At 72.3% G+C, this 14,452-nt stretch carries 15 protein-coding genes and 1 pseudogene; 9 read left to right on the plus strand and 7 right to left on the minus strand.

The features are described from left to right. Positions 1-1,203, minus strand: a 1,203-nt coding sequence (locus ABZ646_RS23505) for a rhodanese-like domain-containing protein (protein ID WP_360522156.1), incomplete at its 3' end; no start/stop codon positions are given. A gap of 199 nt (positions 1,204-1,402) precedes the next feature. On the opposite strand from ABZ646_RS23505, the gene ABZ646_RS23510 reads away from it, so the two are divergent. Both ABZ646_RS23510 and ABZ646_RS23515 read left to right on the plus strand, forming a co-directional pair. Continuing rightward, on the plus strand, positions 1,403-2,491 hold the full coding sequence (locus tag ABZ646_RS23510) for an S-(hydroxymethyl)mycothiol dehydrogenase (protein ID WP_360522159.1): 1,089 nt from the start codon (positions 1,403-1,405) through the stop codon (positions 2,489-2,491). Then, positions 2,491-3,120, plus strand: a complete 630-nt coding sequence (locus tag ABZ646_RS23515) for an MBL fold metallo-hydrolase (protein ID WP_360522162.1) — start codon at positions 2,491-2,493, stop codon at positions 3,118-3,120. The genes ABZ646_RS23510 and ABZ646_RS23515 overlap by 1 nt, the downstream gene beginning before the upstream one ends. A gap of 56 nt (positions 3,121-3,176) precedes the next feature. On the opposite strand, the gene ABZ646_RS23520 is transcribed toward ABZ646_RS23515, so the two are convergent. Beyond that, positions 3,177-3,710, minus strand: coding sequence for a hypothetical protein (locus ABZ646_RS23520; protein ID WP_360522165.1), 534 nt, complete (start codon positions 3,708-3,710; stop codon positions 3,177-3,179). A 50-nt stretch (positions 3,711-3,760) separates the two neighbouring features. Between ABZ646_RS23520 and ABZ646_RS23525 the strand changes: the two are divergent. Together ABZ646_RS23525 and ABZ646_RS23530 are read left to right on the plus strand one after the other, a co-directional pair. After that, a pseudogene (locus tag ABZ646_RS23525) lies at positions 3,761-3,949 on the plus strand (hypothetical protein); the annotation flags it as partial. A gap of 237 nt (positions 3,950-4,186) precedes the next feature. Continuing rightward, positions 4,187-4,882 carry a L,D-transpeptidase gene (locus tag ABZ646_RS23530; protein ID WP_360522168.1) on the plus strand — a complete coding sequence of 232 codons (696 nt, stop codon included), beginning with the start codon at positions 4,187-4,189 and terminating at the stop codon, positions 4,880-4,882. A gap of 25 nt (positions 4,883-4,907) precedes the next feature. Here ABZ646_RS23530 and ABZ646_RS23535 read toward each other — a convergent pair whose 3' ends face one another. Next, positions 4,908-6,107: a Gfo/Idh/MocA family oxidoreductase gene (locus ABZ646_RS23535; RefSeq protein WP_360522171.1), complete on the minus strand. Its 1,200-nt coding sequence runs from the start codon at positions 6,105-6,107 to the stop codon at positions 4,908-4,910. Between the two features lie 140 nt (positions 6,108-6,247). Between ABZ646_RS23535 and ABZ646_RS23540 the strand changes: the two genes are divergently transcribed. Together ABZ646_RS23540 and ABZ646_RS23545 are read left to right on the plus strand one after the other, a co-directional pair. Then, positions 6,248-7,393 (plus strand): ROK family transcriptional regulator, encoded by a 1,146-nt coding sequence (locus ABZ646_RS23540; protein WP_360522174.1) that lies wholly within the window; start codon positions 6,248-6,250, stop codon positions 7,391-7,393. Positions 7,394-7,492: 99 nt separating this feature from the next. Then, a complete protein-coding gene (locus tag ABZ646_RS23545) occupies positions 7,493-7,681 on the plus strand; it encodes a hypothetical protein (RefSeq protein ID WP_360522177.1) in 189 nt (62 codons plus the stop codon). A 61-nt stretch (positions 7,682-7,742) separates the two neighbouring features. Here the strand turns inward: ABZ646_RS23545 and ABZ646_RS23550 are convergent, their stop codons facing one another. Continuing rightward, the gene (locus ABZ646_RS23550) at positions 7,743-9,119 is read right to left on the minus strand and encodes a S1 family peptidase (protein WP_360522180.1); all 1,377 of its coding nucleotides are present in this window, start codon (positions 9,117-9,119) and stop codon (positions 7,743-7,745) included. Positions 9,120-9,308: 189 nt separating this feature from the next. Here ABZ646_RS23550 and ABZ646_RS23555 point away from each other — a divergent pair, with 189 nt between their 5' ends. Both ABZ646_RS23555 and ABZ646_RS23560 read left to right on the plus strand, forming a co-directional pair. Beyond that, positions 9,309-10,505 (plus strand): MalY/PatB family protein, encoded by a 1,197-nt coding sequence (locus tag ABZ646_RS23555; protein WP_360522183.1) that lies wholly within the window; start codon positions 9,309-9,311, stop codon positions 10,503-10,505. A 63-nt stretch (positions 10,506-10,568) separates the two neighbouring features. Then, positions 10,569-10,964 carry a PPOX class F420-dependent oxidoreductase gene (locus tag ABZ646_RS23560; protein ID WP_360522186.1) on the plus strand — a complete coding sequence of 132 codons (396 nt, stop codon included), beginning with the start codon at positions 10,569-10,571 and terminating at the stop codon, positions 10,962-10,964. 37 nt (positions 10,965-11,001) lie between these two features. Here the strand turns inward: ABZ646_RS23560 and ABZ646_RS23565 are convergent, their stop codons facing one another. Both ABZ646_RS23565 and ABZ646_RS23570 read right to left on the minus strand, forming a co-directional pair. Further along, entirely contained in the window at positions 11,002-11,424 is a 423-nt protein-coding gene (locus tag ABZ646_RS23565) for a zinc ribbon domain-containing protein (RefSeq protein ID WP_360522198.1), read from the minus strand. Positions 11,425-11,608: 184 nt separating this feature from the next. Then, the gene (locus tag ABZ646_RS23570) at positions 11,609-12,352 is read right to left on the minus strand and encodes a TetR family transcriptional regulator (protein WP_360522189.1); all 744 of its coding nucleotides are present in this window, start codon (positions 12,350-12,352) and stop codon (positions 11,609-11,611) included. Between the two features lie 163 nt (positions 12,353-12,515). Between ABZ646_RS23570 and ABZ646_RS23575 the strand changes: the two genes are divergently transcribed. Next, positions 12,516-13,265 carry a peptidoglycan-binding protein gene (locus ABZ646_RS23575; RefSeq protein ID WP_360522192.1) on the plus strand — a complete coding sequence of 250 codons (750 nt, stop codon included), beginning with the start codon at positions 12,516-12,518 and terminating at the stop codon, positions 13,263-13,265. A gap of 360 nt (positions 13,266-13,625) precedes the next feature. Here ABZ646_RS23575 and ABZ646_RS23580 read toward each other — a convergent pair. Next, on the minus strand, positions 13,626-14,452 hold an 827-nt coding region (locus tag ABZ646_RS23580), incomplete at its 5' end, for a PP2C family protein-serine/threonine phosphatase (protein WP_360522195.1).

Raw genomic sequence — 14,452 nt, forward strand, 5'->3', positions numbered from 1 at the left:
GCCCAGCCGCTCCCGCACCTGGTGCAGGGGTATGTGGACCGAACCCCGCACATGGTTCGCGGCCCGCTCCGTGTCCCGGCGCACGTCCAGGACGACGACGTCCTCCGTGCCGTGCGCGGCCAGCTCCGCGAAGGTGGCCCGGGGGAAGGACCGGGGGCGCTCGCCCGCCCGCAGCCAGGACTCCGGGGCCCCCGTGGCGGCCGCGGCCGGGCGGTCGATGCCGACGCGTGCCAGCTCCCGTTGCGCGGCGGCGACCCGGTCGGCCGACTCGGCGAGCAGCGTCACCGGTCTGCCCCAGGGCAGCAGCCAGGCCAGGTGGGTGGCCAGTTGGCCGCCGGCCTCGAAGTTGAGACTGCCGGGCACATGACCGGCGGCGAACGCCACCCGGTCGCGCAGGTCCACCACCCACTCCCCGGCGGCCAGCCGCGCCGCGATCTCCGCCGCGTCCGCCCGGCGCGGCGGGCCGAGGTCGACAGGGGCGGGACCGCCCGCGTTCAGCGGCCCCATGTGCGCGTAGTACGCCGGCACGTCGTCGAGCCCGGCCAGCAGCCCGGCCACGAACGTGTCGACGTCCTCGACCAGGGCGGCGTTCACCGCGCGTTCCCGGCCGATGGTGGTGGCCGTGCCGGACGCGTCGCCCGCGGAGCAGAAACTGCCGAAACCGTGCGTCGGCAGCACCGCCGTACCGTCCGGCAGCTCGGCGGCCAGCCGGTGCGCGGAGGCGTGCTGTGCCCGGGCCAGCTCGCCGGTCAGCCGGGGTTCCACCAGGTCGGGCCTGCCGACCGTGCCGATCAGCAGCGAGCCGCCGGTGAAGACGGCCACCGCCCGGCCGGCCTCCTCCAGGACGTACGACGTGTGGTGCGGGGTGTGTCCGGGGGTGGCCAGGGCGCGCAGCGCGAGCCCCTCCTCGATCCCCAGGACGTCCCCGTCGGCCACCGGCACCCGCTCGTAGGCCACCCGCGCCCCGGCCGGCACCACGTACCGGGCGCCGGTCAGGCGGGCCAGTTCGAGACCGCCGGAGACGTAGTCGTTGTGCACGTGGGTCTCCACGACATGGGTGAGCCGCACCCCGCGCCGGGCGACGGCCCCGATCACCCGGTCCACGTCCCGGGGCGGGTCGACGGCGACGGCGCCGTGCGCGACGCCCGCCAGATAGCCGCGGTTGCCCAGCCCGGGCACCTCGATGGTGTCGACGAAGGACACGGCAGCACTCCTTTCCTCGCTCCCCGGGTGAATTACCCCCGGGGGTATGTTCAACACCGTAGCAGAGGTACCCCCCGGGGTATCTGGGGACCGCGGGCCGGAAAGATCCGCGATGATCGACGTGCTCCGTGCCGTTACCGATCGGTCACGCGTAGGGTCGGAAGACAGCACGTCAGCAGAGCGACGAAAGGTCAGGACCATGGCGCAGGAAGTACGCGGCGTGATCGCACCGGGCAAGGACGAGCCCGTGCGGGTCGAGACGATCGTGGTGCCGGACCCCGGGCCGGGCGAAGCCGTCGTACAGGTGCAGGCCTGCGGGGTCTGTCACACCGACCTGCACTACAAGCAGGGCGGGATCAATGACGAGTTCCCCTTCCTGCTCGGCCACGAGGCCGCCGGTGTCGTGGAGTCGGTCGGCGACGGTGTCACCGACGTGGCACCCGGCGACTTCGTGATCCTCAACTGGCGTGCGGTGTGCGGGAACTGCCGGGCCTGTCTGCGCGGCCGCCCCTGGTACTGCTTCGACACCCACAACGCGAAGCAGAGGATGACCCTCGCCTCGACCGGCCAGGAGCTCTCCCCGGCGCTCGGCATCGGTGCCTTCGCCGAGAAGACGCTGGTCGCGGCCGGCCAGTGCACCAAGGTCGACCCGGCCGTCTCCCCGGCGGTCGCGGGCCTGCTCGGCTGCGGGGTGATGGCGGGCATCGGCGCCGCCATCAACACCGGCAACGTCGGCCGGGGCGACTCGGTCGCCGTGATCGGCTGCGGCGGCGTCGGCGACGCGGCGATCGCCGGGTCGAACCTGGCGGGCGCCGCGAAGATCATCGCCGTCGACATCGACGACCGGAAGCTGGCCAAGGCCCGCACCCTCGGCGCCACCCACACGGTCAACTCCCGCGAGACCGACCCGGTCGAGGCGGTCCGCGAACTGACCGGCGGCTTCGGCGCCGACGTCGTGATCGAGGCGGTCGGCCGCCCGGAGACCTACCGCCAGGCCTTCTACGCCCGCGACCTCGCCGGCACGGTCGTCCTGGTCGGCGTGCCCACCCCCGAGATGAAGCTCGAACTCCCGCTCCTGGACGTCTTCGGCCGCGGCGGCGCCCTCAAGTCCAGCTGGTACGGCGACTGCCTGCCGTCGAGGGACTTCCCCATGCTGATCGACCTGCACCTCCAGGGCCGGCTGCCGCTGGACGCCTTCGTGACCGAGACCATCCAGCTCGACGAGGTGGAGAAGGCGTTCGAGCGGATGCACGGCGGCGACGTGCTGCGTTCGGTGGTGGTGCTGTGATGACCACGCGCATCGAACGACTCGTCACCTCCGGGCAGTTCACCCTCGACGGCGGCACCTGGGACGTCGACAACAACGTGTGGATCGTCGGCGACGAGCGTGAGGTGATCGTCATCGACGCCGCCCACGACGCCGGGGCCATCGCCGAGGCGGTCGCCGACCGCACGCTGAAGGCGATCGTCTGCACCCACGCCCACAACGACCACATCGACGCCGCGCCCGCCCTCGCGGACCTCACCGGCGCCAAGATCTGGCTGCACCCCGACGACCTGCCCCTGTGGAAGCTCACCCACCCCGACCGCGACCCCGACAACCACCTGTCCGACGGGCTGGTCATCGAGGCCGCGGGTGCCGACCTGACCGTCCTGCACACCCCCGGTCACGCGCCCGGCGCGGTCTGCCTGTACGACCCCGCCCTGGGCGCCGTCTTCACCGGCGACACCCTCTTCCAGGGCGGCCCCGGCGCGACCGGGCGGTCGTACTCGCACTTCCCGACGATCATCGACTCCATCCGGGACAAGCTGCTCACCCTGCCGCCGGAGACGAAGGTCCTGACCGGACACGGCGACCCGACCACCATCGGCGCCGAGGCACCCCACCTGGAGGAGTGGATCGCCCGCGGTCACTGAGCAGGAGCCGTCGTGGACGGCAGGCTCCGCAGGACGTGGGCGCGCCGGCGACCCGGTCAGGTGACCGTCATCCGGGTCGGCCAGCGCGCCGGGTGGCCGGGCGGCAGCGCGAGGTCCTTCCGTACCGCGCTGTAGTACCCCTCGCGGCCGGCCCGCTGACGCTCCAGCAGGTGCTGCCAGGCGTCCGGGTCGACCGTCCCCGACCGCATGAACCTCTCCATCTCCATCACCGTGGTCACCCACTCCCGTGCCCGCTCCACCACGGCCGGGCTGCCCAGCATGATCAGCGCCTCCCCGGCCGGGTCGCGCCCGTCGGTGGCCTGCGCAAGCAACGGCTCGGCCTCGGCCGATGACATCGGGTGCGGATGGGGATCGTTGCCGAGGTGGGAGGCGACGCGGTACGTGAGATTCACCGATTTCTTGACCGCCCGCGCGTACTCGCTGTACACGGTCAGCCGGCGCTCGTCCCAACGCGCCGCCTGCTCCCGCCGGAACCGTGCCCGGTCGCCCCGGACCACGGCGAGATACGAACCGAGCGCGCCGATCACGACGCCTATGAGAGCCGGGAGTTGCTGCAAGAAGGCGGACATGTGCGCACGTTATCCGTCCGGTTGATCGTCGCGCCCGTACCGTCGTCGCCATGACCGGACTCAATCGCTTTGCGGGACACCGGATCCTCGTCACGGGCGCGGCCCGCGGCACCGGCGCGGCCGTCGCCCTCCGGCCCTTCGGCGGACTGGACGTACTCGTGAACAGCGCCGCGCACTGCACCCCCGATCTCCCGCTCTTCGAGGACCAGCCGGACGACGCGTGGGACCTCGACCTCGACTGCGACCGCTCCGCACAGTGGGCGGGGCCGACGGGCGAGGCGGGCCATACCCGCCGGTGACGAAAGCGAGATAGCGTGGCCCGGCCGAGGCGGCAGGACCCGCCGCCCACCGTCTCGTAGGTCACCGCACCGAAGTTCACCGTTTCGTCACAGGGCGGTCCGGGCTACAACCAATGCCATGGATCGGACGGTCTAGGGCGACGAGATCGTAGGACACAGGAAGGAGACATGCTTCACATGGGGGACATACGCAGAAGAAGCGCCGTCGCGATCGGGCTCACCGGGCTCGTCGCGCCGCTCGCGCTCGCCTTCTCCGCCGCACCGGCACAGGCCGCGAGCTGCACCACGCAGGCCGGGCCGTACCAGAAGCAGGTGGAGAAGTTCCTCGGCCGGCCGGTCGACGGCAGGCAGTCCACCGCCGACTGCAAGGCGATCCAGGCATTTCAGAACAAACACGGCATCACGCCTGCCGTGGGCTACGCGGGCTCCGTCACCTGGGGAGTGATGGACCTGATGAACAAGCAGAAGGCCGTCGGGCACAACCCCAACAAGGACGGCAAGTGCCCCACGAACAAGGGCCGCATCGCCTGTGTCGACCTCACCCTCCAGCTGAGCTGGATCCAGGACGGCAACAAGCTGGTCTACGGTCCCGTACCGGTCCGTACCGGCCGCAAGGGCTTCGCGACCCGCACCGGTCTGAAGAAGATCTACTGGCGTGACATCAACCACGTCTCGTCCGTCTACAACGTGCCGATGCCCTACAGCCAGTTCTTCGACGGCGGCCAGGCCTTCCACTCGGTGAACCTCAGCATGTGGAACCCGCCGGGCTCGCACGGCTGCGTCAACATGACCCCCACCGTCGCCAAGAAGTACTGGTCGCTGCTGAAGACCGGCGACGACGTCTACGTCTACGGCCGCAAGCCGGGCACCTGACGGCACCCGGCCCGTCCCGGAGGGCTCAGCTCTCCGGGGCGTCCCCGAAGTCCGGGATCTCCAGCCTGGCCCCGCCCTGCCGCGCGGACTCGTGCGCGACGATGCCCGGCAGGGTGTACCGGGCGGCCACCCACGCGTTGACCGACGGCAGCGTGCGCGAGTTCACAGCCGTCACGAAGTCGTCGACCAGGAAGTGGTGGCTGCCCTCGTGCCCGTTGTGCAGCGCGTCGAACTCGCGCGGCAGCCGCGACCGGTCGTGCACCGGAGCCGAACCCGAGGTGAAAGCCGCCCGCAGCTCCGGCGCGATGTGCTGGAGCGAGGGATCGTCGGGGGACATGGTCGGCTTGGGCTCGAGGAGCTCACTGATGTCCTGCACGCCCTTCTTGTCCTGCCACAGCGCGACCGTCGCCAGCTGCTCCATGCTGGCCTCGGTCCCGAAGAACCGGAAGCGCGATTCGCGGATGTGGGACGGGTAGCCCACCCGCCGGAACTCGTTCGTGCGGAACGACCCGCCGCCCGCGACCTCGAACAGTGCGGTGGCGTTGGACACGTCGTTGCCGAACTGGCTGACGTCCTTGTCGAAGACGCCGTCCCCGCGCTCGTCCACCACGCCGATCGCGGACACGCTCACCGCGTGCGTCTGCCAGGCGCCGAGCACCCCGCCCACCGCGTGGGTCGGGTACAGCAGCGGGGGATAGCTGGCGGTCGCCTTCCAGTTCTCGCCGCCGCTGTAGCGGTACGCGTCGTAGAAGCCGAGGTCCATGTCGTGGACGTAGTCGCCCTCGGCGTAGAACAGCCGCCCGAAGGCGCCCTCGGCGATCTGGTTGCGGGCGTGCACGGTCGCCGGGTTGTACTGGCTGGTCTCGCCCATCATGTACGTCAGTCCGGTGGCCTTGACCGCGTCGATGATCGCCGCGATCTCCTCGGTCGTGATCGCCATCGGGACCGCGGAGTACACGTGCTTGCCCGCGTTCAGACCCTGCAGCACCAGCGGGCCGTGCGTCCAGCGCTGCGTGAAGATCGCGACCGCGTCGACACCGGACTCCAGCATGGCGTCGTACGAGGGGAAGGTACCGGCCAGGTTCTGGGCGGCGGCGAGCTGTTCCGCCCGCTCGGGCAGCAGGTCGGTGACGTATACGTCGCCGACGCCGGGATGGGCCTGGAACAGCGTGGCGAACTGGCCGGAGAACTGGCCGGCACCGACTATGCCGAGTGAGAAAGTCATGTGGTTACTTTTGCCGCGAAAGAATCTCGCCGTCAAGGGGCGGAGGGGAGTAGGCAAGGTGGCAGGCGGGCGCTTCTCCGGCGCACCCGGCGCACAGTAGGGTGGCCGGGTTACTTCAGTGTCGGAAGAAAAGGAGTGTCGTGACCGACTGGCTGCCGCTGAGCCCCGCGGAGCGTTCCGTGGCGATCGAAGTGCTCGTCCACGGGCCGCTGTCGCGCACCGAGCTGGCCCACCGGCTGAACCTCTCCCAGGGCAGCCTCACCCGCCTCACCAAGCCGCTCATCGAGTCCGGCCTGCTCGTCGAGGCCCCTTGGGCGGGCGCCCCGGAAGCCCGCCAGGGCCGTCCCTCGCAACCGCTCGACGTGGTCGCCGAGTCCCGCTCCTTCCTCGGCTTCAAGATCACCGAAGAGATGGTCTACGGCGTCGTCACCAGCCTCAGGAGCGACATCGTCGCCCGCCTCGACCGGCCCCTCACCAGCCACGATCCCGAGTACGTCGCCGACCTGGTGGCCGCGATGACCACCGAGCTGGCCGGTCTGCACCCCGCGGTGGCCGGCCTCGGCATCGGCGTCGGCGGATTCGTCCGGGCGCACGCGGTGGTCGGTGAGTCGCCGTACCTGCGGTGGCGTGACGTCCCGCTCGCCGAACTGGTCCGGCAGCGCACCGGGCTGCCGGTCGTCGTGGAGAACGACGTGGCCGCCCTGGTCGAGGCCGAGACCTGGTTCGGCGCCGGCCGCGGACTCGACCGTTTCGTCGTCCTGACTATCGGCGCCGGGATCGGCTACGGCCTGGTGCTCGGCGGCAGGCGGGTCCCGTACGCCGAGGAGGACCGCGGCTTCGGCCTGCACTGGATCATCGACCCGCGGGGCCCGCTCACTCCGCAGGGCGAGCGCGGCAGCGCCGTGTCCCTGCTCACCGTCCCCAGCATCCGCTACCAGGTCCGGGCCGCCACCGGCGGCGACGCGTCGTACGAGGAGATCCTGGCCGGCGCCGCCGCGGGGGAGCCGATGGCCGCGCGGGTGATCGGCGAGGCCGGCCGGGCGCTGGGCACCCTGCTCGCCCAGATCTCCAACTTCGCCATGCCGCAGAAGATCCTGCTCGCCGGGGAGGGGGTCGGTCTGATGGATGTGGCCGGGGACACGGTGTGGGACGCCGTGCGCGCCCACCGGCATCCGCTCGCCGCCCCGATCCGCCTGGAGACCAAGGTCTCCGACTTCCACGACTGGGCGCGGGGGGCCGCCGTGCTGGCGATCCAGGTACTGGTTCTCGGCGGGGCCGGGGACTGAACTGCTGCCGCTCTTTCACCCGTTGACGTGATGAGTAACACGGTCCGATATGTCCGTATCGGTCGTACTTACTCACGGCGCCTTCACGCCGAGCGGCATATGCTTCACACCATGTCCACCACTGTTGAAGCCGTCACCGAGCGATCGGCCGACGAGGTCAACGCGGAGATCCGGGCCCTGTGGCTCCGGTCGGGCGGGACACTGAGCACCGAGCAGCGCGAGGAGTACCAGCGGCTCGTCCTCGAATGGGCGGCGGCGGCCCCGCACCAGCCGGATCAGGCGGCCTGACCGACGCTCCGGGCACCCGCACCGACCGGGTGCCCTTCTCGCGGTCTCCCCCGGCCTCCCGTCAGCCCCAAGTCGCCGAGTAGTAGCGCTGGTACGCCTTGCGTTCCTGTTCCGCGCGGAAGAAGCGGGTCCCGACCAGGGCGATCAGACTGCCCCCGATCACCAGCAGGCCCGGACCGACGTTGCGGGTGTCGGTGAGCCGGGCGGCCAGGCTGGTGTCCTGCGAGGTGCCGACCGAGGCAGCCGCGCCCGGCGAGGCCGCGCTGGGCGCGATCGCGCTGTGGGTGGCCGACGTGGACGGCGCGGCGGAGGCGCCCTGCGCCCCGGCCGCCGCCTGCTTCGAGACGATCAGCTGGACGTTCAGCGCGGCCATCGCCCGCGTCACCGGCTGGAAGAACGTCACCCCGCCCGTCGTGCAGTCGCCACTGCCGCCCGAGGTCATCCCCAGCGCGATGCCGTCGGAGAACAACGGCCCGCCGCTGTCGCCCGGTTCGGCGCACACATTGGTCTGGATGAGCCCGGTGACCGTGCCCTCCGGGTAGTTGACGGTCGCGTTCAGTGCGGTCACCGTGCCGTCGTGCAGCCCGCTGGTGCTGCCGCTGCGGAACACTTTCTGACCGACCGTCGCGTCGGCGGCCCCGGTGATGTGCACCCCCTGGCCGTTGCCGATCGCGACCACGTCGGCGTTGTCCCCGGCCTTCCCGTTCGCGTACTGGATGAGCGAGAAGTCGTTGCCGGGGAACTGCGTGTTGATCGTGGTGCCCAGCTGCTGGTTGCCGCCCTGGCCCTCGTCGAACCAGACGGTGTTGGCCGGGCCGCAGTGCCCGGCGGTGAGGATGAAGTCGGTCGTCCCGTTGGTGACGTTGAACCCCGCCGAACACCGGCCGCCCGTCGACAGGATCGGCTGCGCCCCGTTGAGCCGGGGGGTGAACGTGCCCGCGGAGCGCTGCATGTGCACATAACTGCCGATGCCCGCCGCGACCCGGCTCAGGTCCGACCAGTGGGAGGCGGAGACCGTGCTGTCGGCCTCCACCATCACCCGGTTGGTCCGGTAGTCCACCGCCCACGCGGTCCCGGCCACCCGGGGCGCGGCACGCAGTGCGGCGGTGGCCGCCTTCAGCTCGTTCATGCTGTGCGCGACCATCTTGGGCTCGGCGCCCGCCCGCTTCACCGTCGCCGCAGCCCGCTCGTCGGTCACCGCCACCACCGGCTTGCCGTCGGCGCCGATCCAGCTGCCCGCGGTGCGGGCCGTGCCGAGCTTCGCCACCAGCGCGGCCCCGGTGTCACCGGACTGCGTGGCCGCGCTGAACGGGACGGCGGACGTGCCGGGAGTCTCGCTCGCCATGGCCGTCGTGACCATCGCGCCTCCCAGAAGGAGTCCGCCGACCGCCGCCAGCTGTGTACCCCGCCGGACGACCCGTCGTCGTGCGTGCCTCATCCATGGCTCCCGAACCCCGAACGCGCGGTGCGGACACCGCGGGGCCCTCCGGTCGTCGAGCGCCCTGCTCTTCATACGAGCCCGGCCGCACAGGCGTTCACGAGGGCGGTGATCTTTACGATCCCGTGGCGGTGCGACGTGACCGTCCGCCTCGTTCCCGGGCCGGCCGCGGCCGCCTATCTTGACCCCATGACCAGCATCCCGCAGGAGAAACCGGGCGAGCCGAACCCCTTGCGCGCCCTCACCCTCGACCGGCTGCGATGTCGTACCAGCATGAAATGGCGCACCTATCCCGAGGACGTGCTCCCGGTGTGGGTGGCCGAGATGGACGTACCACTGGCCGAACCGGTGGTCCGCGCGGTCAACGACGCGATGGAACTCGGGGACACCGGGTATCCCGCGGGCACCGCCTACGCCGAGGCGCTCGCCGCGTTCGCCGCGAAACGCTGGGGCTTCGACGGGCTCGACGCGGCCCGCACCGCGATCGTTCCCGACGTGATGCTCGGGGTCGTCGAAATGCTCAAGCTGGTGACCGGACCCGGAGACCCGGTCGTGGTCAACTCGCCCGTCTACCCGCCGTTCTACCAGTTCGTCACGCACCTGGACCGCCGGGTGGTGGAGGCCCCGCTCGCCCCCGACGGGCGCATCGAACCGGACGTCCTGCGGGCCGCGTTCCGCGGGCTTCGCGGCGGACGGGCCGCCTATCTGCTGTGCAGCCCCCACAACCCGACCGGCACCGTGCACACCGCCGAGGAGCTCACCGCCGTCACCGCCCTCGCCGAGCGGTACGGGGTGCGGGTCGTCGCCGACGAGATCCACGCCCCGCTGACCGCCCCGGGCGTCGGCTTCGTGCCGTACCTGAGCGTGCCGGGCGCGGAGCGCGGGCTGTCGCTGATGTCGGCGTCCAAGGCCTGGAACCTGGCGGGACTCAAGGCCGCGCTCGCCGTGGCGGGCCCCGGGGCCGCCGCCGATCTCGCCCGGCTGCCGGAGGAGGTGGGCCACGGCCCGAGCCATGTCGGCGTCCTCGCCCACACGGCCGCGCTGACCGACGGCACCGCCTGGCTCGACGCGCTGCTGGCGGGTCTCGACGAGAACCGGCGGCTGCTGGCCGCACTGCTCGACCGGCACATCCCGGAGATCCGGTACCGGCCCGCCGAGGCCACCTACCTGGCCTGGCTCGACTGCCGCGCCCTCGGTCTCGGCGACGACCCGGCCGAGACGTTCCTGGAGCGCGGCCGGGTCGCCGTCAACTCCGGGATCCCCTTCGGGACGGGGGGCGCCGGACACGTACGGCTCAACCTGGCCACCTCACCGGAGGTGCTCACGGAGGCGGTGCACCGCATGGCCACGGCCCTCGGCCGGACCCCGCCACCCCCACCGCCCTGACGCAGCCGTCCACCGGACCGCCTCGGCCGCCCCGGGTCCCGTGGGGGCGCCTAGACTTCCGGCATGGACGACACCACCGGGACGGCCCTCGACCGGCTCGGCGCCGGGAAGTACCTGCTGTTCACCAGCTACCGCAAGGACGGCACACCCGTGCCCACCCCGGTGTGGGTGGTGCGGGACGGGGACACCCTCGGTGTCTGGACGACCGCCGACAGCTGGAAGGTCAAGCGGATCCGCCGCCGCCCCGATGTCCTGGTCGGCCCCTGTGACCTGCGGGGCCGCCCGACCGGCGACCCGGTCCCGGCCACCGCCGAGCTCGTCGACCCGGCCACCACCGCCCGCTACCGCGGCCTCGTCGCCCGCAAGTACGGCATGACCGGCCGTCTCACGCTGCTCGGCAGCAGGCTGCGACGCGGCCGGGACGGCACCGTCGGCATCCGGGTGACGCCGACGCCCTGAGCGGCCGCCGGGCCCCGGAGCGGTCCGGTGTTCCCCGTCAGCTCCAGGCGCCCCGGTACGGCTCGTCGAGGAGCTGGAAGACCGGCTCGCCCCGTACCGGGTCCCTGGTGGTGGAGAGCCTGACGCGGTCGCCGCTGTGGATGCCGATCGGATGGCCCATGACCCGGCCGCGTACGACGAAGCCCTCGGCCATCTCGATCAGGGAGACGTTGCGCGCGGCGGGCGTGTTGCGGTGCACCACCGTCGAGTGGCGGACGGTGCCCACCCCCTCGCTGCGCTCGGTGCGCAGTTCGCTGCCCTGGCACACCGGACACAGCAGCCGGTGGTACATCGCGGTACCGCACCAGGTGCAGCGCTGGAAGACGATGGCGTCCTTGGAGTGGTCCGCGGGGGTGGGCTCGAGAACGCTCGTCGCGAATCCGACCGCCGACTGTGCGGCGCTCGCCGAGTGGTGGTACACGCTGGTCAACTCCCTGCGCTCGCCCGGAATCCGGTGTCCCGCGCACCCGGACCGGCCGGGCACGCATGTGCCCGGTTCGGAGTGCCACCGTGCACGCCGACAGCGTATGGCACTCAGTGCCAGTCGTAAAGGCACTGGGTACCCCTTAATGGGGACGTGACCGAACACAGGGGTGCGTGTGCCGTCAGGCGCGGCCGAACGCGGTCTCGATCTCCTGCACCACCCGCCACAGCGGGGCGTCGCGCCGGGAGACCAGGACGACCACGTCGTCCGGGTGCTCCCCGGGCCCGCCGAACAGCGCGGCCGACGTCCCGCCGGGAGCGGGGGCGCCGTCCTCGGTGCCGAACGCGGCCTGTACGTACCCGAGGGCGTGGTCGACCGTCTCGCCCGCGTCGCCTTGTCCGTCCGAACGCAGCCACGAGCGCAGCGCGTTGTTGTGCGCGGCGACCACCGCCGCCGCGATGACGTCCGCCCGCAGCGTGCCGTCCGGCCGGCCCGCGTAACGGGCGCGCAGGTACGCGGCCAGTGCGCGCTCGTAGCGCCACACCACCGACAGCTCGTAAGCGCGCAGCCCGGGGACCTGCTTGGTGAGCCGGTAGCGCTGCACGGAGAAGGTGGGGTTCTCGGCGTACATCCGCAGCACCATCCGGGCCGCGTCGCACACCCGCCGCACCGGTTCGGTCTCCGGGTCGCTCGCCGCCAGGAAGGAGGTCATGTCGGCGAGACACCCCTCGTGGTCGGGGAAGACCACGTCCTCCTTGGACGGGAAGTAGCGGAAGAAGGAGCGCCGCCCGACCCCGGCGAGGGCGACGATGTCGTCGACGGTCGTCTGCTCGTAGCCGCGTTCCAGGAAGAGCCGGAAGGCCGCCGCGACCAGGGCGTCCCGCATGGGCGGCTTGGCGGGCGGTGCCACGCTGCTGGAGCTCATGGACGCGAACGTAGCATTCCGGCCGCCCCCATGGCACTCAGTGCACACCGCGCGGGGAACTGAGTGCACTGCGTCCGTGAGCTGAACCGGTGAGCCGGTCGCCCCGTATGTGTTCTCGGGGATCGCGGACACCCGTGCGTACGGCACGTGGAAGGAGAGCAGTGTGTCGACACCGCCCGACCCTGAACAGTTGCATCGCGGACCGGTGCTGGAGCCGATACGGGTGCTGCGCCCCCGCCGGCTGGACGCCCTCGCGGAGCTGATGCGGGAGATCCGCGAGGAGGCGGAGGCCGACGAGAAGGAGCGGACGGCGAGGGGCGCCCGGGGCCCGGCGGGGTTCGAGGCCTTCGACTCCTCTCCCGGGCCCGCAGGCTGGGCGGAGGACGTGACCCAGGAGCTGCCGCCGGTCACCGACGGCCCGCGCACCGCGTCCGGCGGTCGTGGCCACGGCCGGGGCGGCGGATCGTCCCGCGCCTTCGGCTTCGGACCCGGGCTGCGCAGGGCCGCCGTGGTGGTCGGTGTCGGCGCGGCCGCCCTGGTCGGCTTCGGCTGCGCGCTCCTGCTGCCCGGCCGCGAGGGCACGGCGGCCGCCGCCCAGCCCTCCGCGCCCACCACGACGGCACCGGCCACCACCGCGCCGGCCGCGGACCCCTCCGCCGACCCCGACGGCGCCGGCACCCTCCGCGAGGGCGACACCGGCCCCGGGGTCGTCGAACTGGAGCAGCGTCTGCTGCGCATCCCGGACGTCTACCGCGACGGCTCCACCGGCGGGACCTACGACACCGCCCTCACCGCCGCCGTGGAGCGCTTCCAGATCTGGTACGGCATCAGCGGCGACGAACGCGGCGTCTACGGCGACGACACCCGACGCGCCCTGGAGTCCCGCACCACCCTCACCGGCACCGACGGCTGACCCCGGTGCCCGAACGACGCGCAAAGGGCACCTCGCGACGACGGCAGGGCGACTCGACCGCTCCCGCGGCCCGAGCACGTCGGCCGGAGCGCCGCGGGCCGGAGCGCCGCGGGTCGGAGCGGCGCCGCGACTGCGGCCGCGCCGCGCCGCCCGCTCCTGCGACCCGATCCCGCCGCCCCTCTCCCTGCCCCGTTCGGTCGGCTCGCCCGCTCGCGCGGCATGGTCCCGTCGGCTCGCCTGCTGCCGCGGCCCGGCCCCGTCGGCCCGAGCGGCATCGCGACGTCGGCCGCGGCACGGTCCCACCGGCCCGGACGTCGCCCCGATCTTCGCCGTGGCCCGTGGAGTCCGTTCCGCCTGCCGTTACTCCTCGTCCTCCAGCGGTACCCGGATGTCCAGCACGCAGACGTCGTCCCGTCGTTCGCCCTCCAGCATCGCGGCGAGCAGGGCGGACAGGGAGTCGGGTGCCGCGGTGCGGACGGCCTCGGCCAGCCGGTTCAGGCTCGCGTCGATGTCCTCGCCGGGCCGCTCCACCAGGCCGTCCGTGTACATCAACAGCCGGTCGCCGGGCTCCAGCCGGAACTCGGCGGACTCGTAGAACGGTTCCGCGCAGGCCCCCAGCAGCATGCCGTCCGGGCGGTCGAGCCGGCGCACCTCGTCCCCGCGCACCAGCAGGGGCGGGAGGTGACCGGCCTGCGCCCAGACGAGACGGCGGTCGGCGGCCTCGTACCGGGCCAGGATCAGGGTCGCGGTGGACTGGCTGTCGCGCGAGTGCAGGAGCAGGAAGTTGAGGCGGGCGAGCGCACCGGTCAGCGAGGAGCCGGTGGACACCATGCCCTTGGCGGTGAACCGCAGCTGAGCCATCGTCGCGACCGCGTCCACGCCGTGACCCGCCACGTCGCCGACCACGAACAGCGCGGCGTCGTCGGGCAGTTCGATGGCACTGAACCAGTCGCCGCCGACGTGGACCCCCGCCTGGGCGGGCAGGTAGGCGACCTCGACGCGCAGTCCGCACAGCTGCACCGGCTTGCTGGGCAGTGGCAGCAGCGCGTGCTGGAGCCGTGCTGCCAGCGCCCGTTCGGCGTCCAGGACACCGCGCTGCACGAGGATCGCCCGCTCGCTGTCCACCAGGGCGAGTTCGGCGCTCATGAAGCGGTCGATGCCGACGATCAGTCCGACGCCGTCGACCA

This window comes from Streptomyces sp. NPDC007162 (assembly GCF_040634175.1).
GTDB lineage: Bacteria > Actinomycetota > Actinomycetes > Streptomycetales > Streptomycetaceae > Streptomyces.

Coding starts and splice junctions, on each gene's coding strand:
- ABZ646_RS23520 (WP_360522165.1), bottom strand. CDS start 3,710: ATGTCCGCCTTCTTGCAGCAACTCCCGGCTCTCATAGGCGTCGTGATC.
- ABZ646_RS23555 (WP_360522183.1), top strand. CDS start 9,309: ATGACCAGCATCCCGCAGGAGAAACCGGGCGAGCCGAACCCCTTGCGC.
- ABZ646_RS23560 (WP_360522186.1), top strand. CDS start 10,569: ATGGACGACACCACCGGGACGGCCCTCGACCGGCTCGGCGCCGGGAAG.
- ABZ646_RS23515 (WP_360522162.1), top strand. CDS start 2,491: ATGACCACGCGCATCGAACGACTCGTCACCTCCGGGCAGTTCACCCTC.
- ABZ646_RS23570 (WP_360522189.1), bottom strand. CDS start 12,352: ATGAGCTCCAGCAGCGTGGCACCGCCCGCCAAGCCGCCCATGCGGGAC.
- ABZ646_RS23510 (WP_360522159.1), top strand. CDS start 1,403: ATGGCGCAGGAAGTACGCGGCGTGATCGCACCGGGCAAGGACGAGCCC.
- ABZ646_RS23535 (WP_360522171.1), bottom strand. CDS start 6,107: ATGACTTTCTCACTCGGCATAGTCGGTGCCGGCCAGTTCTCCGGCCAG.
- ABZ646_RS23545 (WP_360522177.1), top strand. CDS start 7,493: ATGCTTCACACCATGTCCACCACTGTTGAAGCCGTCACCGAGCGATCG.
- ABZ646_RS23530 (WP_360522168.1), top strand. CDS start 4,187: ATGGGGGACATACGCAGAAGAAGCGCCGTCGCGATCGGGCTCACCGGG.
- ABZ646_RS23550 (WP_360522180.1), bottom strand. CDS start 9,119: ATGAGGCACGCACGACGACGGGTCGTCCGGCGGGGTACACAGCTGGCG.